The following is a 25,411-nucleotide window of genomic DNA, read 5'->3' on the forward strand; positions in this document are numbered from 1 at the left end:
TTTCAAATCCATCGGACGTACCGTCGTGATAGCCGATACCACGCTCTCTTTTTTCTGCGTACCGAACGCCACGACCACAGTCTCATCCAGTTCCTGACTCTCCTCTTTCATAGTAACACGAAGTGTATCCTTTGCCGTTCTCTCGAAAAAGTCCAACGTTTCCCTTTTAAAACCGATAAAAGAAAATTCCAACGTCCCTTTCAGCATGGGTAAATCCAAGGCAAACCACCCGTCTGCATTCGTGGACGTTCCCAAGGCCACTCCGGATACCTTCACCGTCACTCCCGGAATCGGTTGCTTTTTCGTGTCGTACACGAATCCTTTCAAACGAATAGATTTCTTTTCCGGTTCCACAGCCTTTGCTTGCGATGCTTTTATTAATACTACACCATCTTCTAACCGCCAAGTCAAACCCGTACCATACAACAACTGATTCATTACCTCATCTACCCCGGCATCTTTCACTTTCAAATCCCGTTTTCCACACTTTTCCAAATCCTCACCCCTGTACAGAAAACGATAATCAAACGTCTTGCGCAACTCTTGAATAATTTCCAGCATCGAACGCTGTTTCAAATCCAAAGTAACCCTAGTATTCTGGGAAAAACCATTGGCATTCGCGACAAACGTGGTCAACAACAACAAATAAATTCCAAATCTCATAATCTTACAAATTTTTAACACGCACCTTCCCCGAAGGTATGCATACATTCGCTTTTTTTTCATAGTTTTGTAATACTGAATTTATAATTATGGACTAAATGTTCATGAAACGGAAAGGGGTAGGAGCCTTTCCGTTTTTCTATTTAGCCCCGATTGTTACACATTTACCTTTAATATCTATTTTCACACCCGCCACTTCTTCAAGCATCTTTACAATCTTCTCGAAGCTGTCATATTTTTTCAAATCACCCGAGAATTGATAGTTCTTCACCTCTTCACCGGAATAAAATACATCCATCTCGTACCAACGTTTCAATCGCTCCATAATCTGTTCTAACCGTTGATCTTCAAATATAAAAAGACCATCCTTCCACGCAGAATAAATAGATGCATCCACTTCACGAAGGCGGAACGAATTATTATTTTTATTGAACACCAATTGCTCGTCGGGAGAAATCCGCACGCTTTCACCCGACATAACCACTTCCACGCTCCCCTCCGCCAACGTGGTCGTCACGTAGGCATCATTCTCGTAAGACGATACATTGAATTTTGTCCCCAACACTTTTATATCAACATCCGAAAAAGTCTTCACTATAAAAGTCTTCTCCCGATCGGAAGCCACCTCGAAATACCCCTCTCCTTTCAGATAAACAACCCGCTGTTTACCACAAAATTGCACTGGATAGCGCAACTCGCTTTGCGCATTCAACCACACATTTGTCCCATCAGCCAACTCCACTTTAAACTCTCCGGCACGAGGAACTACGAGTGTATTATACACTTGCTCAAGCGCAGACTCATTCTCTTTCCGGTAAGAAACCTTTTGATCAGCAACCCGAATATCCACGGATGCCTCTCCTCTCACCGAGCGCAACGTATCATCCAACGCGATTCTCTCACCCGTTGATAAAACCAACACGGCATTTCCTTGAGCCATTTGAATGGGAACAAGCTCTTTTTCACTCTCTCTACTACCCACTTGCCAACGAATCACTCCGGCTATGCCAAGTAGCAATACCAACACCGCCGCATATCGCCACCAAACACCAATTCCACGAGAAATCTTCTTCCGCCTGTATCGATGAAACATCGCCAACTGTTGCTCCACCTGTCTCTCGGAATAAGGCCATTGCCTTTTTCCTTTCTCGAAATCCCCCCTTATCTCCCGATAAACGGCCTGATTTTCATCAGACTCTCGAAGCCACGCATCCAATTCACGACGTCCCGTATCGTCAAGACATCCGGCTATATCCGCAGCAACCAAACGAGAAATTTTAAACGTATCTATTAAATCTTTCTTCATGCGTCATTATTTTACAAGTAAAGACGTAACCTCCAAAAAAACGGGTGAATGAAGAAGTAATTTTTTTAAAATTCTTCCAACAAAATCAATAACAAGACTAAATATTCTTTAGATAATATTTCCCGAAGTGCAGCATATCCATTTTTTTTCAACGTCTTAACCGTGTTAATCGACACCCCGAGCAATTCCCCCACCTCTTGATTGGAATTCCCGTCCATCCCCAATAAAATCACCTGCCGGGTTTGTTCCGGCAAACTATCGATAGCTGAATAAAGAATACGAAAAGTTTCCTGACGCATCACCTCTTGCAAAAAGGTAGAAGTCTTAAATTCATTTTCTTGCAAATAACGGGAAACATAATTACTCTCCGCTTGTTTTCGCCTCAACCGATCGAAACAAATATTACGGGCAGAAACAAATAAAAAAGCTTTCGCATTCTCCTCCGAGTCAAATTCTTTCCATCGTTCGAACACCTTCAAAAAAACGTCTTGAGCCAAGTCGGTAACTCCTTCTTCCTCTCCCATTACCCGTTCGATAAACAAACAAACCGGATTGAAAAAAGATTTGAAAAAAGTATCAAAATTATTACCACTACTCATAACATCACCGACTTTCGTAAAACTCGGACAAATATATAACTTTTATCGTTGCACCCTATACTTTATAATATGATTTCCGTCACTCCCGGCAAACAAGTAGAACCCGGAAGCATTTCCCTGATCGAAGAAAGCGATCGAAAAAGGTGAATTTCCGCGAATAGGAAATCCTTTTGACATATCTTTCATATCGAGCAGAAATAAACGTTCCCCTCGCTCGTCCAATAGACCGATTCGGGCATCTCTGGCGGAGAAACGATAGGTGTACGGGTAGCCCAACGCGGCATTATCCCATTGGCGTTCTGTCAGCAACTTCCCTTGACCGTCATATACTCGCAAAGTATTTCCCGACGTGTACACGAACTCGTCCCGTCCGTCACTATTCACGTCTTCCACGTTCAGCCAGCCACCGCCGGTAATCTTTTCACCCTTCACCCGTTGCAGGTTTCCCCGGAGATCGACCAACAAAATCTCTCCGTTAGCGTCCGGGAAAGCAATCCGGGAATTTCCTCCCTGCTTGGTCAAGTAGAGCATCGTGTTCATCGGTAAATTCAACAAGGTGGATATCTTCACCCGCTCTTTTCCGCGTCGGTCAAGGATATACAAACGATAACGATCGGCAAACACGATATAGTCTTTTCCCTCTACCCGAAAATGATAAATCTTCGATACAATATCATTATCACTTTTCGGCGTATCCCATCCCTTCACGAAATTACCCGACAACTCGTAGAGATAAATATTATGATCCGCTCCCGGGGCAAAAATCCGGTAATTCTTGTTGTTCTCGTAATCGGCTATCGAAATACCCCGCTCGCAAGGAGATTTGAACACCAACGGATAACGGGGCAAATAATTCCCGTTCCGGTCTATCAAGTAAAGATGAGTCGGCGTGGAGAAAAGATATTGCAATTTCCCGTTCTTGAACATATCCACTTGATAAATTTCACTGTTAATCTTCCCCTCTATCGGCAACTTCCAAAGAATACGCCCCACGTCATTGATCAAATAAATCGTATTGCTCTCGTCCTGCACGAAAAGTTCCCGTTCTCTCGTGTTATGATTTGTCACGATAGCGGGCTTCATCGTGAGCTTGCCATCCAGTTTGGTCTGCCACATCACTTGAGCCTGCTTTTGCTCCACCTCTTCCGTGCTCAAGAATAAAGTGTGATAGAACATACTGCCCTCGCATACCCACTGTAACGCTAAAGAGGAAAATACCTCCATATTCTCTTTATTCCGTTCCAACAGATTATGCAATACCCCTTTCGTGATATTCTCGTAGTAAGGCAACATGGAAGTCATCTCCGACAAATACATCCAATTGAACCTCGCCGACAACTTGCCTCGCGATTTCTTGTACCATTCCTGATCCCGCACGCTCAACCGACGCATATAATCTTTGGCAAAAGATTGTATCGCCCGCTCGGAAGAAGCAAAAACGACATAATTATCTTCCACCAGCACGTAATTCGTCGCGATATCGTCAAACATATAGCCCCACAGCACCCCGGCAAAATCCGGCACGGGCATTTTGAAATAACCGACCGTTTTATCTTTATCCAGTTGAAAAGTGCATTTTAAAGAACCATCACCAACTCCCGTTTTTGCCGCATACGATTTCAGCATCCTGTCGAGCAACTCTTTCGCGAGGCTTCCCGCTTTCACGTGCACGACAATTATCCCGTCATCTTTTTTCCGGGACGCATCATAGGCAAGCACCCCTTTTCCCCATTCTCCTTTCAACAGATTTTGCCATTCTGCCTCGCTCTTCTCCCCGAACAGACGGGCAAATTCCTGCTTCCGCTTCCGCACCCTCTCCGCTTTACCCGCCCCGTAACGATAGGTATCCAAAGCATCCAAATACAGTTTCACGTCACTCAACGTCAAGAAACTCACGCTTTTCGCATCGACAGGCAACACCCCGTCCAAACGCAATGTTTTAGGTGTCTGACCTTTCAACACGGCCGGATAAGAGGCTCGCAAACCGTCGCAATGCATGAACCCGTTAAAACTGATTCCATCAGCACTGACATCCCCGTCCAAAGCTCCCCATTGAAACCATTTGGATATATCGGTCTGCTTGGATATAAAATCTTTCTGCAACAACAGCGGCAATACATCCGTGAAACAGGTCGTATTCAAAAACACGTTCAATCCCGCCCCCGCTGAAAAATAACGGTTCACGTTCGCGTAACGGGGCGCATCATCTTTCTTACCCTCGCTCTTGTCATTCAATTGTTTGACAGCGTCCTCCACGTACAACTCGGAATCCGACACGAGCACCATACCGCCAATCACGGCATAGCACACGCTCTCTTTTCCCCGCCTCACGGAGTACAAATACCGGTTATCGTATTTCCGTTCCTGTATTTCCCCCGTCGAAAACATCTTCGACAACAAATTATTTACCTCTCCGCGAGCAAACATCCCGCTCCTGCTCAACACGTACAGACCACGAACAGCCTGTTTCCCCTCTACCCGAAACGCCAGCACGTGTGAAGCAGAATCAACCAAACGTTGCTTCAACAAAGTATCCACCACCCGGTGCGCCAAACCGGACTTGTATGCCGCTATCTCTTTCTCGAAAGCTTTCTCGATTTTAGGTGACAGCTTCGCGTTGGAATTTACATTAACCACCACGGCAGAATTATAAGGGATAAACGACTCTTTCGGGACATCAGCATCCCGCTCCCGCTCGTTCACCCACCATAACGCAACCAAGATTCCCCCCAAGAGAACAACACCCAATATGATTAACGCAATTCTTTTCACCATAGTCAAAGCAGTTTATAAAATTTATAAGGTGCATAAAGTCTATAAAGTTCCTTATCGCCTTAATTTTCCTTTTTACAAAAGTAGGAAAAAGAGTTGATTTTACTAAATTTGTTCTTAGAAAAGGCTAAGCCTTTCCAGTCATAAAGTTTGTAAAATACCTTATAAACTTTACGAACCTTATAAACTTTATAAACTCACACATGATAGAAAAACTGGAAAAGATGTTGATTTGCCGGGGAGAAGATGAAGAACGGCTCTACGCAGAAGCAAAAGAAATAAAAAATCAAACCATCGGGAACAAGGTGTACTTGAGGGGGTTAATCGAGATATCCAACATCTGCACCAAGGACTGTTTCTATTGCGGTATCCGGAAATCAAACACGGAAACGGCACGTTATGCTTTATCGGACGAGGAAATCCTCGAGGCGGCAGATTTCGCGTACACGCACCGGTTCGGTTCTATCGTGCTTCAAGGTGGGGAGCGTTCCGACCGGGAATTCACGGAGCGCATCACCCGTTTATTAAAAGAAATCAAAAAAAACAGTAATAACGAACTGGGAATCACGCTCTCCCTCGGGGAACAAACGGAAGACACGTACAAGCGTTGGTTTGACGCGGGCGCACACCGTTACCTGCTACGTATCGAAACTTCCAACCCGGAACTTTACGCGAAAATCCACCCGAACAACGCGCTACATTCCCACGCCACCCGTTTAAAATGCTTGGAAAGGTTACAACGAACAGGTTATCAAACGGGAACCGGAGTCATGATTGGTCTTCCCTTTCAGACCATCACCGATCTGGCAAATGATTTATTGTTTCTACAATCCATGGATATCGACATGGTGGGCATGGGTCCCTATCTGGAACACCACGCCACCCCGTTATATCAACACCGCCACTTGTTACTCCCCTTGGAAGAACGCCTACGCCTGTCTATCCACATGGTAGCTGCCCTCCGCCTACTCATGCCGGACATCAATATCGCGGCAACCACCGCCTTGCAAGCCATACAAGCGGACGGTCGGGAAAAAGCGCTGGAAATAGGAGCTAACGTTGTCATGCCCAATATTACTCCCACGACAAACCGAACCCTTTATAAACTCTACGAGAACAAACCGGGCATCCATGAAGGAGCGGCAGAATCCATGCGCAAACTGGAAGAAAGCATCCTTAAAAGCGGCTGCGAAGTAGCCTATGGCGCATGGGGCGACTCGCGACATTTTCAATCGAAACACTCCACGTCCCCCCCCCTCGCTTAACCCTTCCCTAACCATAAACACCAAACACTATCCAATCATGAACGTAGCATCAACGCAAATTTACGTTGATGCTACGTTCATGATACGTCTATGATACGTCCATGAGGTTAAGCAAAGGTTACCCACCCATTAACTAACAGTCAAGCAAGGATAAATCAGCAATCACTGAATCACTAAATTCTTGAACGGGGCAAAAGCAGAAAGAATAACCAAAGCCCCCAATATAGTAATTATCATCCCGGATACCCGGTTGATAGTGATAAGTACGCGCAAACGGAATTTCTTCCGGAAAATATTCACCAGCGTGGAAAGCGTGTACCACCATACGCCACCGCCCAATAACACGCCGGCAACCACCAACACCTCACCCAGCAAAGAAGACGATTCCCCGAACACCGACATCCCGGCAAAAACCGCCATGAACACCACCACCGTAATGGGATTGGAAACCGTCAGAAAGAAAAGCGAGAGATAATCACCCAAAAGTCCGGTTTTGCTCACCCGTCCCTGACGACGCTGGCGAATCTGCCGTATCGGGTTGTCGAAATAAATCTTCAATCCTATCACGATCAGGAATATCCCTCCAATAATTTGTAGTAACAACTCATGAGCCTGTACGATATTAATCACGAATCCCAACCCGAATGCCGCCACGGCAGCGTAGAAAAGGTCAGCCGAAGCCGCACCCATCCCGGCGATAAAACCCGATAACGCACCTTTATGCAGCGTCTTCTGGATAATCAACACCCCCATGGGTCCTAAAGGAATAGATACCATCAGTCCCACCAGCATTCCCTTGAATAGATACAATATATCGTACATCCCATTCTAATTTTAGATTTAAGGATTTTAGATTTTAGATTTAGTGATTTTCAATCACTGAATCATCAAATCGGCAATCACAGAATCTATCAATTTTATAATTCCACGTTATCCGACGAGAACCTGCTCAATATCGTATCGTCGTTAATCTCCTTCGACAGCGACTCGATCGTCTTCATCGGCACGTCAAAAATATCTAAAATAAGTAAACCGTCCAAACACATATTAAATTTCGGATCAATATTAAAACCGATAATTCTAGCATTCAGAGAAATATATTTTTTCAATAATACCGGTAATTTATCACTCGACGGCTCTATATCACCGATCATCTTGTCCAACACGCCAATATCCTGCCGTGCCGCATCCAACATGACCTGTACCCCGGGTTCCTCCGAATGTACTTGATATTTTGAACGCGGTACCACGTATTTCGCTAACTCGTGGCTATAATGGTTCGCTTGAATAAATTTCATTATCAACTCCTTCGAGGCTTCCGTGTATTTCCCGCTAATCGTGACGGGACCTATCAAATAACGGTACTCCGGATTCTTCAACAAGAAATAAAGAATACCCTTCCACAGCATAAACAAGGGAAGAGGCTTCCGTTGATATTCCTCCGTGATAAAAGAACGCCCTAATTCTATGGACTCGTACAATACCGGCAGCATCTCCTTCCGCATCTTGAACAAGGTATGAATATAAAATCCTTTTATCCCGTAGCGGTCGATAATTTCTTTCCCTTTTCCCACGCGGTAAGCACCCACTATCTTCTCCTCTTCCTTGTCCCAGATAAAAAGATGATAATAATACAAGTCAAACTCGTCCAAATCAATACTACGATTTGTACCCTCGCCGACAGCACGGAACGTGAGTTCCCGCAAACGCCCGATCTCGTTCAACACGTTCGGGATTTTCACGGACGGGGAGCAATAAACATCGTAGTTCTTCATGTTAAATAACAAGTAATCGTCGGCGATGCCCGCGATCTCCTTCTTCAACACCGCACTATCCGTTTCCGCCGCGATAGGTTCCGCTTTAGGCATAGCTTTTTGTGATTTAATGAAAAACTTCTTTACCTCTAGTGCCGAGCCAAGTAAATAGGTCTTGGCACGTAAAAATTTCCCGTACTGGGATAAATCATGGAATGAATCCTGCGAATCCAAACCGATAGGGTTCCCGATTCGCAATTTCACCACCCGATTCTTCTTATTCAATAATTCTGAAGGCAACTTCATATTCCTCAACATCGGGTGAATCAGTCCCAACAGGTAAAATAACAAACTGTTCGAGCCCTTGAAATAAATGGGAATGACCGGGACTCTCGCCATCTTGACCAATTTCAACACGGAAGTATCCCACTCCTTATCCTCGACATGATTCGAATCCACTTGATAAGTAGAAGCCTCCCCCGCCGGGAATATACCCAACGGTTTACCATCTATGACGTGACGCACGGCCTCCTTGATCACCCGAGTATTCGGGTTTTTCCGACGGGAAGCCGGTTCCAGTCCCAGCACGTAATCCTGTATCGGGGTAATCTTCTTCAGCAGGAAATTCGCCATTACTTTATAGTCCGGACGAATCTTGCACAATAACTTAATCAAAATAATACCGTCCAATCCCCCGAACGGATGATTGGACACCGTGATAAACGCCCCTTCCTTCGGTATTTTTTCAAGGTCTTCCTCGTTTATCTCGACAGTTACCCCCAGAGCCTCCATCAAACTATCGATCACCTGCTCGGGATCGTCACTGTTCACCTTCGTGCTCAACTTATCCAACTTGTTCAGCCGCAACAGGTACATGACCAACTTGGAAACCAAACTTCCCCTGAAACGCTCTAAACCCCACGGGGCTGTCAATAAATCATTCGCGTCAATTAATCTCATTTATCTTTTGCATTAAATGTCCCTTTCAGAACACTATAATATCTTTCACTACATCACTACCGATTCTGTCATTCAAGGCTTTTATCAGCCCTTCCTTCACCATCAGTATTTCATTTTTCACCACGGAAGAAGTGAAACTCACGAAAATCTTCCCGTCTGTAATCCGTATACTTTTCGTCCGGGAAGCAATCATTCCCCCCACGACGTCCGGCCAAACCTGACAAACCTCTCTCTCCTTGAACTGACGGGATAATCCCATCTCTTCCAAGTACATTTCTACCAGCTCATCCATTGTCAAAGTCTTTCCCTGCTTCACGATCTTTATTTTATTGGTTATTCTACAAAAATACTACTTTCTAATCAATTTGAAATCATAAATCTAAAATTTAAAATCATTGATAACCCCTTGATCGACTTTAAAGATTTTATAATCAATAGCGTGCAATCGCAATATTTCATCAATATGCCCCCGGTTCGTGTCGGTGATAAAAACCTGCCCGAAATTCTCTTCCGACACGATGCGAATAATCTGGCTCACCCGGTCAGCATCCAGTTTGTCAAAAATATCATCGAGCAACAGCAAAGGCTTTACCCCTTTCTGTTGAGCCAGATAAGCGAACTGGGCAAATTTCAAAGCCGTGAGAAAACTCTTTTTCTGCCCCTGCGAACCCAACCGCTTCACGGGATACCCTTCTATACTCAGCGTGATATCGTCCCGGTGAATCCCCACCGTCGTGTAAGTCAACACTCTATCCCGATCGAAACTACCGCGCAACGATTGCAGGTAATCATTTTCTTTTATCGTGGTGGAGTACTCCAAGGTTACCTTTTCTCTTCCCAACGCCACCCGATCATAATACACTTGAAAGACCTCCGCCAATTCCGTGATAAACGCGAGGCGCCGTTCCAGAATCACCCGACCGTTGTCAGCCAACTGTTCATCCCACACGGATAACATATCAGCATCTATCGGCATTCCGGCATATTCTTTCAAGAAACTGTTCCGTTGCGCCAGCACCCGATTATACCGAATCAGTACTTGTAGATACTCTTTGTCACACTGGCTGATCACCCCGTCGATAAAACGACGCCGTTCTTCACTGGCCCCGTCTATCAGAATCACGTCTGCCGGGGAAATCATGACCAGAGGCAATAAACCGATATGATCCGAAAGCCGTTCGTACGACTTTTTATTTTTCTTGAATACCTTCTTCACCCCTTTCTTCACCCCGCAATACACGTCAATGTCTTCCCCGTCCCGCTCGTACATCCCTTCCAACACGAAAAAAGCCTCCCCATGCCGGATACTTTGCGCGTCGGGCAAATTGAAATAACTCTTGCACATGGAGAGATGATACACGGCGTCCAGAATATTCGTTTTCCCCACCCCGTTATTCCCGATAAAACAATTAAATCTCGGGCAACAAGCGATACTTGCCTCGGCGATATTCTTGTAGTTGACAATATTCAAATCCTTTAAAATCATGCCAATAAATGGTTACTGGTTATAAATCGCAAGATAAAACGTCTACCCGCGACCGATCACCAAAAGTAAGTAAAAGAAGCTTAGATTCCGACGAATGTATAATTTTTTGCATAAAATTTCGCTGTCCCCCTTCTGTTATCAAAAAAAAAACTAATTTTGCACGTTGACGATGGATGCGTCGTAGGAATAAAAAAGTAAATAATAAAAACATATAACAATGTCAAAAAATAACCAGAAACGTGCAGACGGCTTCGAGCAGATTGAGGAAGCCACGATCTCAACAGAACAATTTATCGAGAGAAACTCAAAATTATTGGTCAGAGGTCTTCTTGTTGTTATTATCGTTATTGCCGCTATTTTCGGCTACCACAAATTCTACAAGGAACCCCTCGAAAAAGAGGCTCTTCAGCAAATGTTCGTGGCAGAAACTTTATTTGAAAAAGATTCTTTCAATTTGGCCCTTAACGGAAACATCAACAATCCCGGTTTCTTGCAGATTATCGAGGACTACGGTTCCACTCCCAGCGGGAACCTCGCTAAATATTATGCAGGTCTATGCTATCTATACTTGGGTGACAACCAGAATGCCATTAAATACCTCGAGAAATTTTCGACCGATGACATGATATTCTCCACTTTGGCAAAGGCCAATATCGGGGATGCCTACATGCAATTGGGCGAATACAAGAAAGCTGCCGGATACTACCAGAAAGCAAGTAGTGACAACACGAATCTGTTGACCACCCCTTCTATCTTGATGAAAGCCGGACTGGCATACGAAAAAGCAAAAGACTACAAGAACGCATTAGCGATGTACGAGAAACTGGAGAAAGAATACCCGGCATCCATGGAAGCCAGAGAGATCGAGAAGTACATCACCCGCGCTCAATTAAACATGAAATAACTCTCACATTCAATAATGCTTATTTAGAAGGCGTGCATTCGATGCATGCCTTTTTTATTTCAAAAAAAGGATATCAACACGAATAGAAAATAGTAATTTTGTCGCCTAATTCCGATGTTATGAATGTAAAGGCTAAAGGATATGTTTTAGGCGCAGTTGCCGCGGCGACTTATGGTATGAATCCCTTGTTCGCACTACCTTTGTACGAGGCGGGCATGAACCCGGATTCGGTACTCTTTTTCAGATACCTGTTCGCGATTCCCGTGCTAGGTATCATGCTCAAAGCGAGAGGACGAAGTTTCAAACTGAAAAAGCAAGAGATATTACCGTTGATTATCATGGGACTGCTGGTGGCTCTATCCTCGCTTACCCTGTTTCAAAGTTATAACTACATGGAAGCGGGTATCGCATCGACATTATTGTTTGTCTACCCGATCATGGTCGCGCTGATCATGGCTATTCTCTTCAAAGAGAAATTAACCATACAGACAATCCTATGTATCATGCTGGCATTAGGCGGTATCGGCTTGCTTTACAAAGGGGGCGACGGTACCCCCCTCAACCTGACGGGCATCATGTTGGTTATGGTATCGGCTCTCTCCTATGCTATTTATATCGTAAGCGTGAACCGACCGAAACTAAAGGACATAGCAACCCTTAAACTGACTTTCTATGTATTGCTTTTCGGGCTTTCGCTATTCTTCGTCCGCGTAGATTTCGGGCAAAGCCTTCATGTTGTCGACACATGGTACCTGTGGGGTAATTTGGTCGCGTTAGCCATTTTTCCCACCGCTATATCGTTCCTCTGTACCACGCAGGCAATCCAATACATCGGTTCCACCCCGACCGCCATCCTTGGGGCACTGGAACCTCTGACGGCAGTCTTCTTCGGCGTCACCGTTTTCGGGGAATCTCTGACACTGAGATTAAGTTGCGGTATATTGATGATCATTTTGGCTGTAACATTAATCATTGCCGGAAGTAACGTAACCACTTATCTGGTTCGTTTCAGGAAACTGTTCCCCAAACTTCCGCTCAAGAGGAATATTCCTTCACGCAATTCGTACAAGTAGCGACACGAACACGAAGCACCCGGGTGCTGATATTGTCATTCGTTTGTTGTTTATTCGGGGTTCAGACATTTCGAAACGTGCTAACAACGGTTCAACAACGATTGAATATCGAGAGAAGGAGTCGATTTCGGTAGAAAAAGGACTTCGTGTGGTGGGATGTTCTGGCTTGATTTGTGGATTTTCACGTGACCGATATTTTCCATTTATCGCCCGGTAAAAACAAACCCCGCCTTCTCAGACGGGGTTTTATATCGGAAAAGATTAAATCTATTTCTTCTCGAACAATTTACCGAAATCATCCATAGAGATTTCTTGTTCTTCCAATTTCACGCTCTCTTTAATCGTGTCGAAAATCTTGTTTTCCAAGGCACGGTCATACAAGCTGGAACGTTGTTTTTCGTTCTCCAACAAACGAGCGGCAAAACCGTCCAATTGCTCGTCAGACAAACCGTACAACCCGTATTGTTGCAATTGAGCGGCAGCAACTTCACGACCGACAGCTTTCATATCCTCGTCTTCTACCCGAAGGTTGTTATCCTTGATCATGTCGCCTTTGATCAACTGCCATTTGAACTCGTCACGGTAAGCGTTGAAATCCTGCTCGACCGCTTCGGGAGTCATATTTTCATTGGTAGCTAACATCCAACGTTTCAAGAATGCTTCAGGAAGAACAACGTCCTCGTTCTTCTTCAACATCTTGTCGCGAGCGTCCACCGTCAAACGATATTCGCTATGAGCTTTGAATTGTTTAGCCAAATCTTCTTTCACGCGTGCACGGAATTCCTCAACGCTCTTCACGTTGCCTTCACCGTATACTTTATCAAATAAAGCCTGATTTACTTCCGCATCGATATAACGTTTAACCTCGCTAATGATAAAGCAGAAATCAGAAGTAATATGTTCGGCCTCTTCTTTATTCACTTGTAACAAAGCAGCGTAATCCGTTTTGTTGGGATAAGCCTTGGAAGGATTGAATACCACTTCATTTCCTGCTTTCTTACCCTCGAAAAATTTTACTTGCTCTTCATCTTTCATGTGAGCCAAAGACAATGAAGCATCTTCCACACGGATTCCGCCTTCTTTCGGTTTTCCGTCTTCGCCCAACTCGATCAATTCACCCTTCACGTATTCCGATCCCTCGATCACGTCCACGGGACTCAATTCGCCGTTGTTCTTGCAGATACTTTCAACTTGTTTGTCTATCATTTCCTCGTCCACCTTGATGATGTAATAAGGAACTTTCTCCCGTTTGCTCAACTTCACGTTCATCACGGGAGCCATAGCTATATCGTATACGAACTCGAAACTTTCAGCATCCAGATTCAATTCTTTCTGATCCGTTTCGCTCGGAAGCGGCTCTCCCAAGATGTGCAAATCGTTCTCTTGGATAAAATTAGACAGACTCTCTCCTATCAACTTGTTGATTTCCTCAATCAAAACGGCTTTACCATACATTTTTTTGATAATCCCGAAAGGAGTTTTTCCCTTGCGAAAACCGTCGATCACCGCTTTTTTCTGGTATTCTTTCAACGCGTCGCTCACGCGAGTTGCGTAATCATCCTTATCCAATTGAATCTTAATTGTTGCATTAAGATCATCGATTTGGTTTTTCGTTACATTCATACTTCTCTATGTATAAAACTATTTATGATAAAACAAACAAAACAAAAAAGGCCACCTTGTTTAAGGCGGTCCTCTCTTCAAGTGCGGGCGAAGGGACTCGAACCCCCACGCCTTGCGGCACTAGATCCTAAGTCTAGTGCGTCTACCAGTTTCGCCACGCCCGCTTGCTATTTTGACGGTGCAAATATATTGCTTTTTCATGAAAAGCAAAATGATTTGCCCCTTTTTTTATTTCTTTCTTCTCAACTCGAAGTTTTTACCGAGATAAACCCGTCTAACTTCCGGGTCATTCGCCAAATCCTCTGCCGTTCCGGATTGCAGGATACGACCGTCATACAAAAGGTAAGCCCGATCGGTAATACATAATGTTTCCTGCACGTTGTGGTCAGTGATCAGAATCCCGATATTTTTCTCTTTTAATTTCTGCACGATACTCTGGATATCCTCCACCGCGATAGGGTCTACCCCGGCAAAAGGTTCGTCCAACAAGATAAATTTCGGGGCAATCGACAATGCCCGGGCAATCTCCGTGCGCCGACGTTCACCTCCCGACAATTGTATCCCTTTACTCTTCCGGATATGTTGCAGACCGAACTCGTCGAGCATTTCTTCCAGACGTTCACGCTGGTAATCTTTCGGGAAAGTACTCATTTCGAGCACCGCTTTGATGTTATCTTCCACGCTTAATTGACGGAAGACGGAAGCCTCCTGCGCCAGATACCCCACTCCCAATTGTGCCCGACGGTACACCGGCTCTTTCGTGATTTCCCGGTCATCCAAAAAAATACGCCCGCCATTCGGCTTGATCAATCCCACGATCATGTAAAACGAGGTGGTCTTCCCTGCCCCGTTAGGTCCTAACAGACCAACGATCTCTCCTTGCTGCACGTCCACGGAAACCCCTTTTACAACGGTTCGGCTTTTGTATCTTTTTACAAGGTCCTCGGCTCTTAATTTCATATCGTTCAGTTTTACCGCGCTAAGATAGTCTTTTACAATTGAAAATTGAAAAATGAAAATTGAAAATTACTAGAAATTTAGATGTATCGAGAAATTTATGGCGAAATTATCCACTTTTTGTCCCGAACGATCGCCTCGGTGTGTCAATCGCCAGATGGCATCCACCCGGATCAGACGCAAGATATTTTCCACCCCGACACCCGCCTCGATATAAGGCTTGGACACGGACGACATACCTTCCGGGAACAATAGTATAGCCCGGGTATCGGATAAACTACCGTTGTTTTTATCGGACAACCGCCCCCACAACGCTTTCACCGTAACGACCTCACGCCATTTCAACCGTTTCATCAACGGGATCTTGCTCAAGAAGAATCCCCTGAAATGATGTTCCCAGAATACCGCCGCCCACAGGTCGGACGCGAACTCGTAAAAATTCATACACGAGAACGCGTACGGGTCATAGAAATAGGTAGCGTTTCCCTCGTGCAATTTCAACAAAGGATAAGGCACTTTCCCGAAAATCTTTCCACCCGTAATCATAAAGTCACTATACCCGATAGGAGCAATATGCATGTCATGTTGCACGGATATTTCCGCCCGGTAATACTCGTAATCACTGTTCAGCACCCCCTTCAAACCTGCCACGAGGTCAATACCCACGATCGGGAAATCCGACCCCATGGACACTTTGTCAAAATCCTGCCGCACCACGATCTCGTTCTTCGACAAACGGGTTCCCAAGCGGAATTGCGTAGTATGTATCTGGTTAAGTTCCTTCCCGTCCGGACGAATAAAATCAACGTATTTCGTCGGGTACATCTGACGATATTCCAGAGCGAAACTATTGGAAAATCCTTGCCACCATTCTTTCTCGTAACGGAAATCAAATTCATTAATCATCGTCAACTTCTCGTTATTCCCGCGGGAGAAAATCGAACTCAATATATTACCTGTCGTGAATGCGTTCTCGCTCGCGCCAAGTTGAAACACGTCATGCTTGCCACTCACGGTAAGTTTCGAGGTCGGTTGGTTATTAAACATGTATTCCACGGTTCCGCCTCCCTTGAATTTCTGGTCTTTCGTGCTGTACGCCCCGTACCCCGAGAGCCGGATACGCTTACTGAAATCACTGGTTGTCTTTGCCCCCAGCTGGAAACGGTTTCCTTCCAGTTTATTAAAACTATATAGCTTATAGTAGGGTCCGAAACCCACGTATTTCGTGTTATAATACCCAAGGAATACCGTCTGGATCATGTCATATATATTCTGGTAGAGAGGAACATTTTTAATCGAATCCACCATATTATATATATTCCGTTCTTTTTCCGACAATTGGTAAGGTCGTGCATTCTGCCAATAATTCTCGTCATTCTGGAGAACATTCTTATTTATAGTGACCTCGCTGTCCAGTTTCAAAATCTCGGACGGAATCGCTTCATTCACGGTCACGTTGGAATAGTCTATCTGCCGATGTCCCATGAACGAAATCAACTTGGAAGAATCCCGCATTTGCACGGTGAAGTCCGCCAATATCTTATCCTGTTTCAAGAACCAAGTCGAATCATTGATCAATTCATTCGTCGTTTCTATCGCCAGATCCTTAATCCAGTTCACGTTCAAACCTTTTATCATGCGCATCTGGGCAGACTCTAACGCCCAAGTCGTGGAGTCGATATTCACCTCCCCGTCAAACACGGGCGTAGATTTTCCCTTGGGATGAAAACGAATCTTGTATATTTTTCTGCCTTCCTTTTGCAAGCTATCTACCAGAAAATACTTGTAATACAGCAAACCGTGATCACACAAGGGACTGACAAAATTCACTTCAAAAATATTGATATAGTTATCGTACAAGTTCACGTTCACGTGTAAATGTCCCGTGAACTGCGCAAGACTGTAATCCTCCTGAATACCGGAAATCCGGCTCGCTTTCACGATCTCCCGGGACAAACGGGGTGACCGCCGATAATAATAATCCGCCGAAGCCTCCGAGATCATCACGGGCAGATAAGCTTTTCCCGTGATCGCGGACGTATCCATGTACTGGAAAATAAACCCGAAATTCTTCTGTAACTTTTTATTCTTGAACTGGGGTTTCAAGTTGGCCACATCCAATTCCATTTTCGTGTACGTGGAATAGCTGTAAGCCTCTTTTTCTGCCGGATTATTTCTTTTCTTGTTCTTTGAAATGTTGCGTAATATCGCGTGGGCGGGATTCTCTCCCGGTGTCACCTTCACTTCGTCCAAACCGGTGACAATCGGAACCAGTTTAAAATCAATCGTGTTAAAAGCACCTTTATTAACCGGCTTCGTCTGTTTCTCGTATGACACATACGCTGCCATAAGTTCGCTCACGTTCTCCCGCGTTTCGAGATAGTAATTCCCGTCAAAATCCGTTGTCACGCCAATTGTCGTACCCACGAATAATAATGTCACCATAGGTAACGGCTCGCCCGTTTCCGCGTCTGTCACGGTTCCCCTCACCTTTGTTGTCTGGGCGTTCAACACAGAAACCCATATCATCAAGAAAAATAATAAACACAACTTTACACGTCCCATGAAATTATCCATTTTAAATTTCAAATTCTAAATTTTAAATTCAAACTGACTTCCGTTCAATCTAAAATTCAAAATTTAAAATCAAATATTATACCACTCCTTCGCGCAATATGTCATGTATGTGTACCATTCCTTTATAGTGATTCTCCCGATCTACCACCACCAACTGCGTGATACTATTTTTTTCCATCATCCGGTAAGCATTATAAGCCAACTCTTCCTCGGAAATCGTTTTAGGTGCTCCGGACATGATATCTCCCGCTGTCAAACCGTCGACATCCTCGTACTTCTCCATCATCCGTCGCAAGTCCCCATCCGTGATAATTCCGAGCAAATGTTCTTCGTCGTCCACGATCGCCACGGCTCCCAGACGCCCTTTCGACATGGCTAGAATTACCGGACGTATTCCGGCTTCGATCTTGATATTCGGTCGATTGTTACCATCATAAACGTCTGCAACCCGCGTATAAAGCCGTTTCCCAAGAGTCCCTCCCGGATGATATCTGGCAAAATCCCTACTAGAGAAACTTCTACATTCTATCAAACACATCGCTAATGCATCTCCCAGCACTAACTGTGCCGTAGTTGAATTTGTGGGAGCTAAATTTAAAGGACAAGCCTCTTTTTCTACTTTAGCCTTCAATATATAGAGCGCATTTTTCGCCAGAAACGAGTCTGTATTGGACACCATCGCGACAATATTCTTGTTTCCGTTGTTACGGATCAGAGGAATCAATACTTTTATCTCCGGTGTATTTCCACTTTTGGACACGCAAATCACCACATCTTCCTCCCGAATCATTCCCAAATCTCCATGAATAGCATCCGCGGCATGCATAAATACCGCCGGAGTACCCGTGGAATTCATCGTTGCCACGATTTTTGTTGCGATAATCGCGCTCTTTCCTATCCCGGTAATGATGACACGCCCTTTACTTTCATAAATTAACTTAACGACAGCCTCAAAATCATCATCTATGTAGTTTGCCAGATTTTGGATGGCTTCTGTCTCATCCTGAATTACTTTTCGCGCAAATGCTTTTATATCTACCATCTCTTTCGATTAAAATTATTCTATTTAACACCATGAACCAAGCAAAAAAAACAAAAAACTATTGTACTTATCATTTTTTGCTATAACTTTACTAGGGACAAAAGTATCATTTTTTGTGATAGCTTAAAAACGAGTGGTGATAGATTTATTATTGAATATTTTGTTTGGAAAAACAAATTAAGTTATAAATTTGCGCACCCGTCTAAAAACAGGGTGTGTGAAAATTTAAATAAAACAATGGGATTGCAGATAGATTTACATGCTAAATTAAAAGAGTATTTCGGCTTTGATAGTTTCAAAGGGAATCAGGAGGAGATAATAAAGAATGTCCTTGCCGGGAATAACACGTTTGTTTTGATGCCGACAGGAGGGGGTAAATCTTTATGTTATCAACTACCTGCACTAATACTCGACGGAACAGCTATCGTGATATCTCCCTTGATTGCTCTTATGAAAAATCAGGTAGATGCCATGCGTTCCTTCAGCGCGTCAGAGGGGGTTGCCCACTTCATGAATTCTTCACTCAGTAAAAGTGACATCTTGAGTGTAAAAGAGGATGTCCTAAGCGGGAAGACCAAATTACTATACGTGGCTCCGGAATCCTTGACCAAGGAAAGTAATGTCGAATTTCTCCGTAAAGTTCGAATCTCTTTCTTTGCCGTTGATGAGGCTCACTGTATTTCGGAATGGGGACATGATTTCCGTACGGAATACCGTAAAATCAGACCGATTGTCGAACAAATCGGGAAAGCCCCCATCATTGCCTTGACGGCAACGGCTACCCCGAAGGTACAACACGACATTCAGAAAAATCTGGATATGCTCGACGCTCAGGTTTTCAAATCCTCTTTCAACCGTTCGAATCTTTATTACGAGGTTCGCCCTAAAACTGATCCGGCCAAAGATATCATCAAGTTTATAAAAAACAACGAGGGGAAATCCGGTATCATCTATTGCCTGAGCCGCAAAAAGGTGGAAGAACTCACGGAATTGCTTTGCGTGAACGGCATCAAAGCTGCCAGTTATCACGCGGGAATGGATGCCGCTGCCCGTAGCAGCAATCAAGATAAATTCCTGATGGAGGAAGTAAACGTGATTGTAGCCACGATCGCTTTCGGTATGGGCATCGACAAACCGGACGTACGTTTCGTGATCCACTATGATATTCCTAAAAGTCTGGAAGGATACTATCAAGAAACAGGACGTGCGGGACGGGATGGCGGAGAAGGGTACTGCTTGACATTCTATAGCTATAAAGATATTCAGAAGTTGGAAAAATTCATGCAGGGCAAACCTATCGCCGAGCAGGAAATCGGGAAGCAACTCTTGATGGAAACGGTTTCTTACGCCGAAACATCCTTGTGCCGGAGAAAAGTGTTATTACACTATTTCGGGGAGAATTATGACGAGGAGAATTGTGGCGCCTGCGACAATTGTCTGTACCCGAAGAAAGAGTTCGAGGGCAAGGAATTCTTGATTGACGCGCTCAACGCCGTACTTGAAGTAAAAGAAAAATTCAAGGTCGACCATTTGGTTAAAGTCTTGATCGGGGAAACCGATTCAATGATAAAATCGTATCATCATGACGAGCTGGAATCTTTTGGTATCGGCTCCGACAAAAGTTCACAATTCTGGAACATGGTTTTCAGACGAGCGCTTATTAGTAATTATATAGAGAAAGATATTGAACAATACGGGGTCATCAAATTATCAAAAGAAGGCCACGAGTTTTTAAAGGAACCTAAAGACTTTATGCTGATGGAAGATCATAATTTTGAAGAATCTGAAGAGAAACTTCAGGAAAAGGGAGGTGTATCAGCACTTGACAACACTCTGTTTGCCATACTGAAAGACTTACGGAAAAAGATTGCCAAGAAAAATAACCTGCCGCCATACGTCATTTTTCAGGATCCTTCTTTGGAAGACATGTGTACCAATTACCCGATCACGTTGGAAGAGTTAGCCAACATTCAGGGTGTCGGTACCGGAAAAGCCCAGAAGTACGGGCAGGAATTCGTTGAGGTCATCAAACAGTATGTTGAAGACAACGAGATCGAAAGAGCCCAAGATCTGGTTGTAAAAACAGTTGCCAACAAATCGAAATTCAAGGTATATATCATTCAAAATATTGATCGCCAAATTGATTTGGAAGACATCGCTTCTGCTGAAGGATTAACTTTTGAAGAACTCATCAAGGAAATGGAAGCCATCGTCTTCTCCGGAACAAAACTGAATATTGATTACTATATCAATAAGATTCTGGATGATGAACAACAACAAGAAATCATGGATTATTTCATGGAAGCGAAAAGCGATAATATCGGTGACGCTTACGATGAATTTGACGGCGACTATTCAGAAGAAGATCTCCGACTGATGCGATTGAAATTACATTCCAAACATGGAAACTAATAAAAAAGCGACCTTTCGGTCGCTTTTTTATTCCATTCTGTCCAGAATCACATCCGGAAGATGCTGAATGAATTGAAACAATAAAGTTTCATCTCCCGTCTTATGCGTCCGAATGACCATAGTTACCCGGTAAGTGGTTATATCCCCTAATTTACCTGACTCCGTGGAGTAAGAACCTATCTGGTGTTTTTTCCGTTTGATCTCGTCGGTTATCTCTTTTATAACTTCTTGACTTGACGTTGTGAACACTAACAAAACATTCCGTTGGCTGAACTTCTGGAATAAATACCCCAGACCTTCCAATCCCAACAATGTTAATAACATGGCGCATATTCCCAACCAATATTGCCCGGCACCTACCGCCAAACCGATAGCAGAAGTTGCCCATATCCCGGCAGCAGTGGTCAATCCCCGTACAAATAATTTCTGTATGATAATTGTTCCCGCTCCAAGGAAACCGATACCACTTACCACCTGTGCCGCAATACGGCTGGGGTCGAGTCCTATACCCGTGTCCCCCAAGATATCCCAGAAACCATATTTCGAAACAATCATAAACAGGGCACTTCCCAAAGCAACGAGGAAGTGAGTTCGGAATCCGGCTTCTTTTGCCCTGTACTCACGATCCAAACCAATCAGCGCCCCCAGTATCCCGGCTACCAACAACCGCAAGAAAAAATCCCATGTCATCATATCGTGTTACATTTTATTTTAACCTCATGTTCACCACAAAGATAAACCAATCTACGCAAAATTGCGTATGAAAGATACAATTCAGTCCAAAAAGTTCACAGACATGATACTAACCATCATTATCACATTTATCCTCGGATACACTCTGATCGCACTGGAACGACAAATCGGCGTCAGCAAAACCGCCATAGCTCTTATCTTGGGAATCACGTTATGGGTATTCGCTTTGTTTCAAACAAAACTGGATGTAAATACTCAAATTATAGAACACCTCGGGAATACCGCGGAAATTTTATTCTACTTACTGGGAGCCATGACGATTGTCGAATGGGTAGACACGCACGAAGGGTTCAATCTGATTACCAAACACATCACAACGAGAAACAAACGGAAACTACTCTGGCTCATCGCATTCATCACCTTTATCATGTCTTCCGTTCTGGATAATTTAACGACAGCTATCGTGATGATTATGCTCCTGCGCCAACTTGTTACAAATCAGCAAGAACGTTGGATTTTCGGCAGTATCATCATTATTGCCGCCAACGCGGGGGGTGCATGGACTCCCATCGGGGACGTGACCACGATCATGTTATGGATTCACAACAATATCACGTCCATGAACGTTATCCGCCACCTGTTTCTGCCCAGTCTGGTTTCTCTACTTATTCCCGTCGGCATCGCGACATTCTGGTTGAAAGGTGAAATTCAAGATCAATCCGCTAGTATTCGTTCGAATCTCCCGGGTATTTCACACAAAGAACAAATCACGATTCTCGCTCTAGGCATCGGCAGTCTGATCTTCGTTCCCGTGTTCAAGGAACTCACGAACCTGCCACCATTCATGGGTATCATGTTTGCCTTAGGTTGTGTATGGATATACACGGAGATGCTATACAACCGCAAAAAAAATATCACGCGAGAAAACACGCATCGCATTCCTTCCATTCTCTCGAAAGTCGACTATTCCACACTACTATTCTTTCTTGGAATATTAATGGCCGTTGCCGCGTTACAAGTCGTGGGAATTTTAGACCAAATGGCAACTTTCTTGAATGATCGAATACACAATGTCTATTTTATCAACACGATTATCGGCTTTCTCTCCTCCGTCATTGACAACGTTCCTCTCGTGGCGGCAGCCATGGGGATGTACCCGCTTACTCATGCCGACGGTACACACCTCTCCGCTTATATGATGAATTTCACCACGGACGGAACTTTCTGGGAACTTCTCGCCTATTGTGCCGGTATAGGCGGCAGTATTCTGATTATCGGTTCTGCCGCGGGAGTAGTTGTTATGGGTATGGAAAAAATCAATTTCACATGGTACCTCAAGCACATTACATGGATTGCTACTCTCGGGTATCTGGCGGGAATAGGTATATATTATATCTGTTTATAAAGTTCATAAGGTTTATAAAGTTCATAAAGTATGCCTAAATGTAAACTTTTTTAGTCATGGGATGCCCTTATGAACTTTATAAACTTTATAACTTTACAAACAAAAAGAGCTGCAATCGCAGCTCTTTTTCTACTCTGTATATCTCTCGATCGTTTGTCCCCGGTCGGGTCCCACGGATACAATCTTGATAGGCACTCCGGTTTCTTCTTCAAGGAATGCCAGATAATTATTAAATTCTTCCGGAAATTCATCTTCCGAAGTCATTTTGGTCATATCGCATTTCCATCCCGGCAATTCGGTATAAATCGGTTTTACACCTTCCGTGATATCGTAGGGGAAATAATCAACTTCCTCCCCGTTTACCTCGTAAGCCACACAAGCCTGTATCGTGTCAAAGGAGTCCAACACATCACTCTTCATCATGATCAGTTGAGTCACCCCGTTAATCATGATGGCATATTTTAAAGCTACCAGATCTACCCAACCGCAACGACGTCTGCGTCCGGTTACGGAACCGAACTCGTGTCCCAAGTCACACAATTTCTCGCCTGTCTCGTCATTCAACTCTGTCGGGAAAGGTCCGCTTCCCACGCGGGTACAGTATGCTTTAAAAATTCCGTACACTTCACCGATACGATGGGGAGCTATTCCCAACCCGGTACAAGCACCGGCACATACCGTATTGGAAGAAGTCACAAAAGGATAAGAACCGAAATCGATATCCAACATTGTTCCTTGTGCACCTTCCGCCAAGATTGATTTCTCGTCATCCAAGTATCGATTTATTTCATGCTCGCTATCCACGAGTTGGAATTGCTTCAAGTATTCAATACCTTCCATCCATTCTTTCTCCATCCCCGTCAGGTCATAAGAGAAATTCAAGCTTTTCAATATCTGTTCGTGACGAGCTTTTGCCCGAGCGTATTTATTCTCGAAATCATGCAGGATATCTCCCACGCGCACACCGTTACGACTGATTTTATCCGTGTATGTCGGTCCGATACCTTTTCCGGTAGTCCCCACTTTCGCATCCCCTTTGGCTGCCTCGTAAGCTGCATCCAACAACCGGTGCGTCGGCAGAATCAAGTGTGCTTTCTTTGATATATGAAGTTTCTTTTTGAGATCATGTCCGGAAGCGGCCAAAGCCTCGGCCTCCGCTTTAAACAAAGCTGGATCAACTACCACTCCGTTACCGATAATATTCACCTTATCCCCTTGAAATATCCCGGACGGGATGGAACGAAGTACATATTTCTGCCCTTCAAATTCAAGTGTATGACCGGCATTAGGTCCTCCTTGAAAACGAGCCACGACATCATACCTAGGGGTCAGTACATCGACCACTTTCCCTTTTCCTTCATCTCCCCATTGCAATCCCAACAATACATCTACTTTCATCTGATATAATTTTAACTTCTTAAAAAACAAACATGCAAAAATAATATTTATTTCTTTCCCGCCAACTTGCAAGCGTGACAAATCCCATAAATATAAAGCATGTGATGATGCACGGAAAAATCATATTTCTCCTCCACGTGTTCCACGATCTCCTCCAAGCGGGAATCCGAGAACTCTTCCACTTTTCCGCATATCTTGCACACGATATGCTCATGCTTCTTGTTATTATAAGCCCGTTCGAACTGCGCGATATTATTCCCGAATTGGTGCTTGATAACCAATTTACATTCCAACAATAAATCGATCGTGTTATACAAAGTGGCACGGCTTACCCTGTAGTTCTTGTTCTTCATAAAAACGTACAGGGATTCGATATCAAAATGCCCGGCATGTGAATAAATCTCATCCAGAATGGCATACCTCTCGGGCGTCTTCCGATGTCCTTGCTGTTGCAGGTAAGTGGTAAAAATCTCTTTTACCGTCTCCTTTATTTTTTCCATTGAGTCCAAAGCTAATTCAATT

Annotated in this window: 20 protein-coding genes and 1 tRNA gene; 5 read left to right on the forward strand and 16 right to left on the reverse strand. The window is 44.1% G+C overall.

The genetic code is table 11. The features are described 5' to 3' along the window. The 4 genes from ACK8P8_RS21895 to ACK8P8_RS21910 form a co-directional block, all read right to left on the reverse strand. Positions 1-663 (reverse strand): STN domain-containing protein (locus ACK8P8_RS21895; RefSeq protein WP_410026321.1); only part of this gene is annotated, 663 nt, incomplete at its 3' end. Positions 664-802: 139 nt separating this feature from the next. Continuing rightward, positions 803-1,969, reverse strand: a complete 1,167-nt coding sequence (locus tag ACK8P8_RS21900; protein ID WP_227216686.1) for a FecR family protein — start codon at positions 1,967-1,969, stop codon at positions 803-805. Positions 1,970-2,034: 65 nt separating this feature from the next. Continuing rightward, the gene (locus ACK8P8_RS21905; RefSeq protein ID WP_227216687.1) at positions 2,035-2,568 is read right to left on the reverse strand and encodes an RNA polymerase sigma factor; all 534 of its coding nucleotides are present in this window, start codon (positions 2,566-2,568) and stop codon (positions 2,035-2,037) included. 42 nt (positions 2,569-2,610) lie between these two features. Further along, on the reverse strand, positions 2,611-5,343 hold the full coding sequence (locus ACK8P8_RS21910; RefSeq protein ID WP_410026322.1) for a WD40 repeat domain-containing protein: 2,733 nt from the start codon (positions 5,341-5,343) through the stop codon (positions 2,611-2,613). 200 nt (positions 5,344-5,543) lie between these two features. Here ACK8P8_RS21910 and hydE point away from each other — a divergent pair, with 200 nt between their 5' ends. Beyond that, entirely contained in the window at positions 5,544-6,605 is a 1,062-nt protein-coding gene (gene hydE / locus ACK8P8_RS21915) for a [FeFe] hydrogenase H-cluster radical SAM maturase HydE (RefSeq protein WP_369858939.1), read from the forward strand. 162 nt (positions 6,606-6,767) lie between these two features. Here hydE and ACK8P8_RS21920 read toward each other — a convergent pair whose 3' ends face one another. The 4 genes from ACK8P8_RS21920 to recF all read right to left on the reverse strand — a co-directional run bounded on the left by ACK8P8_RS21920 (position 6,768) and on the right by recF (position 10,805). Next, positions 6,768-7,427, reverse strand: a complete 660-nt coding sequence (locus ACK8P8_RS21920; RefSeq protein ID WP_099293932.1) for a LysE family translocator — start codon at positions 7,425-7,427, stop codon at positions 6,768-6,770. A gap of 95 nt (positions 7,428-7,522) precedes the next feature. Beyond that, positions 7,523-9,319 (reverse strand): bifunctional lysophospholipid acyltransferase family protein/GNAT family N-acetyltransferase, encoded by a 1,797-nt coding sequence (locus ACK8P8_RS21925; RefSeq protein ID WP_369858941.1) that lies wholly within the window; start codon positions 9,317-9,319, stop codon positions 7,523-7,525. A 25-nt stretch (positions 9,320-9,344) separates the two neighbouring features. Further along, positions 9,345-9,635 carry a DciA family protein gene (locus ACK8P8_RS21930; protein WP_369858942.1) on the reverse strand — a complete coding sequence of 97 codons (291 nt, stop codon included), beginning with the start codon at positions 9,633-9,635 and terminating at the stop codon, positions 9,345-9,347. Between the two features lie 63 nt (positions 9,636-9,698). After that, positions 9,699-10,805 (reverse strand): DNA replication/repair protein RecF, encoded by a 1,107-nt coding sequence (gene recF / locus ACK8P8_RS21935; protein ID WP_369858943.1) that lies wholly within the window; start codon positions 10,803-10,805, stop codon positions 9,699-9,701. Positions 10,806-11,022: 217 nt separating this feature from the next. On the opposite strand from recF, the gene ACK8P8_RS21940 reads away from it, so the two are divergent. Continuing rightward, entirely contained in the window at positions 11,023-11,709 is a 687-nt protein-coding gene (locus ACK8P8_RS21940) for a tetratricopeptide repeat protein (protein WP_186978477.1), read from the forward strand. Positions 11,710-11,828: 119 nt separating this feature from the next. Beyond that, positions 11,829-12,782 (forward strand): DMT family transporter, encoded by a 954-nt coding sequence (locus ACK8P8_RS21945; RefSeq protein WP_227216692.1) that lies wholly within the window; start codon positions 11,829-11,831, stop codon positions 12,780-12,782. A 267-nt stretch (positions 12,783-13,049) separates the two neighbouring features. Here the strand turns inward: ACK8P8_RS21945 and tig are convergent, their stop codons facing one another. The 5 genes from tig to ACK8P8_RS21970 all read right to left on the reverse strand — a co-directional run bounded on the left by tig (position 13,050) and on the right by ACK8P8_RS21970 (position 18,981). Beyond that, positions 13,050-14,405, reverse strand: coding sequence for a trigger factor (gene tig, locus ACK8P8_RS21950; protein ID WP_186978479.1), 1,356 nt, complete (start codon positions 14,403-14,405; stop codon positions 13,050-13,052). 82 nt (positions 14,406-14,487) lie between these two features. Continuing rightward, positions 14,488-14,569 (reverse strand) — tRNA-Leu (locus ACK8P8_RS21955). Between the two features lie 64 nt (positions 14,570-14,633). Further along, complete coding sequence (gene lptB, locus ACK8P8_RS21960) at positions 14,634-15,365, reverse strand: LPS export ABC transporter ATP-binding protein (protein WP_099293939.1); 732 nt, start codon at positions 15,363-15,365, stop codon at positions 14,634-14,636. 69 nt (positions 15,366-15,434) lie between these two features. Beyond that, on the reverse strand, positions 15,435-17,951 hold the full coding sequence (locus ACK8P8_RS21965) for a DUF5686 and carboxypeptidase-like regulatory domain-containing protein (RefSeq protein WP_366483014.1): 2,517 nt from the start codon (positions 17,949-17,951) through the stop codon (positions 15,435-15,437). Between the two features lie 64 nt (positions 17,952-18,015). Further along, positions 18,016-18,981 (reverse strand): KpsF/GutQ family sugar-phosphate isomerase, encoded by a 966-nt coding sequence (locus ACK8P8_RS21970; protein WP_369858945.1) that lies wholly within the window; start codon positions 18,979-18,981, stop codon positions 18,016-18,018. A gap of 237 nt (positions 18,982-19,218) precedes the next feature. Between ACK8P8_RS21970 and recQ the strand changes: the two genes are divergently transcribed. Then, positions 19,219-21,393 (forward strand): DNA helicase RecQ, encoded by a 2,175-nt coding sequence (gene recQ, locus ACK8P8_RS21975; RefSeq protein ID WP_099293941.1) that lies wholly within the window; start codon positions 19,219-19,221, stop codon positions 21,391-21,393. 27 nt (positions 21,394-21,420) lie between these two features. Here recQ and ACK8P8_RS21980 read toward each other — a convergent pair whose 3' ends face one another. Then, positions 21,421-22,083, reverse strand: a complete 663-nt coding sequence (locus tag ACK8P8_RS21980; RefSeq protein WP_176555178.1) for an MgtC/SapB family protein — start codon at positions 22,081-22,083, stop codon at positions 21,421-21,423. Positions 22,084-22,153: 70 nt separating this feature from the next. On the opposite strand from ACK8P8_RS21980, the gene nhaD reads away from it, so the two are divergent. Further along, positions 22,154-23,491, forward strand: coding sequence for a sodium:proton antiporter NhaD (gene nhaD / locus ACK8P8_RS21985; protein ID WP_366842293.1), 1,338 nt, complete (start codon positions 22,154-22,156; stop codon positions 23,489-23,491). A 129-nt stretch (positions 23,492-23,620) separates the two neighbouring features. On the opposite strand, the gene ACK8P8_RS21990 is transcribed toward nhaD, so the two are convergent. Continuing rightward, entirely contained in the window at positions 23,621-24,889 is a 1,269-nt protein-coding gene (locus ACK8P8_RS21990) for an adenylosuccinate synthase (protein WP_186978481.1), read from the reverse strand. Between the two features lie 47 nt (positions 24,890-24,936). After that, a complete protein-coding gene (locus tag ACK8P8_RS21995) occupies positions 24,937-25,389 on the reverse strand; it encodes a Fur family transcriptional regulator (RefSeq protein WP_099293947.1) in 453 nt (150 codons plus the stop codon). Positions 25,390-25,411: the final 22 nt, after the last annotated feature.

Source organism: Butyricimonas muris, assembly GCF_046365375.1.
Lineage (GTDB): Bacteria > Bacteroidota > Bacteroidia > Bacteroidales > Marinifilaceae > Butyricimonas > Butyricimonas muris.

What these genes read in the sequence shown, in the direction of transcription:
- ACK8P8_RS21920 (WP_099293932.1), bottom strand. Translation starts at nt 7,427, where the DNA reads ATGTACGATATATTGTATCTATTCAAGGGAATGCTGGTGGGACTGATG.
- ACK8P8_RS21990 (WP_186978481.1), bottom strand. Translation starts at nt 24,889, where the DNA reads ATGAAAGTAGATGTATTGTTGGGATTGCAATGGGGAGATGAAGGAAAA.
- hydE (WP_369858939.1), top strand. Translation starts at nt 5,544, where the DNA reads ATGATAGAAAAACTGGAAAAGATGTTGATTTGCCGGGGAGAAGATGAA.
- ACK8P8_RS21905 (WP_227216687.1), bottom strand. Translation starts at nt 2,568, where the DNA reads ATGAGTAGTGGTAATAATTTTGATACTTTTTTCAAATCTTTTTTCAAT.
- ACK8P8_RS21970 (WP_369858945.1), bottom strand. Translation starts at nt 18,981, where the DNA reads ATGGTAGATATAAAAGCATTTGCGCGAAAAGTAATTCAGGATGAGACA.
- ACK8P8_RS21980 (WP_176555178.1), bottom strand. Translation starts at nt 22,083, where the DNA reads ATGACATGGGATTTTTTCTTGCGGTTGTTGGTAGCCGGGATACTGGGG.
- ACK8P8_RS21995 (WP_099293947.1), bottom strand. Translation starts at nt 25,389, where the DNA reads ATGGAAAAAATAAAGGAGACGGTAAAAGAGATTTTTACCACTTACCTG.
- ACK8P8_RS21910 (WP_410026322.1), bottom strand. Translation starts at nt 5,343, where the DNA reads ATGGTGAAAAGAATTGCGTTAATCATATTGGGTGTTGTTCTCTTGGGG.
- lptB (WP_099293939.1), bottom strand. Translation starts at nt 15,365, where the DNA reads ATGAAATTAAGAGCCGAGGACCTTGTAAAAAGATACAAAAGCCGAACC.
- ACK8P8_RS21940 (WP_186978477.1), top strand. Translation starts at nt 11,023, where the DNA reads ATGTCAAAAAATAACCAGAAACGTGCAGACGGCTTCGAGCAGATTGAG.
- nhaD (WP_366842293.1), top strand. Translation starts at nt 22,154, where the DNA reads ATGAAAGATACAATTCAGTCCAAAAAGTTCACAGACATGATACTAACC.
- recF (WP_369858943.1), bottom strand. Translation starts at nt 10,805, where the DNA reads ATGATTTTAAAGGATTTGAATATTGTCAACTACAAGAATATCGCCGAG.
- ACK8P8_RS21945 (WP_227216692.1), top strand. Translation starts at nt 11,829, where the DNA reads ATGAATGTAAAGGCTAAAGGATATGTTTTAGGCGCAGTTGCCGCGGCG.
- ACK8P8_RS21900 (WP_227216686.1), bottom strand. Translation starts at nt 1,969, where the DNA reads ATGAAGAAAGATTTAATAGATACGTTTAAAATTTCTCGTTTGGTTGCT.
- ACK8P8_RS21925 (WP_369858941.1), bottom strand. Translation starts at nt 9,319, where the DNA reads ATGAGATTAATTGACGCGAATGATTTATTGACAGCCCCGTGGGGTTTA.
- tig (WP_186978479.1), bottom strand. Translation starts at nt 14,405, where the DNA reads ATGAATGTAACGAAAAACCAAATCGATGATCTTAATGCAACAATTAAG.
- recQ (WP_099293941.1), top strand. Translation starts at nt 19,219, where the DNA reads ATGGGATTGCAGATAGATTTACATGCTAAATTAAAAGAGTATTTCGGC.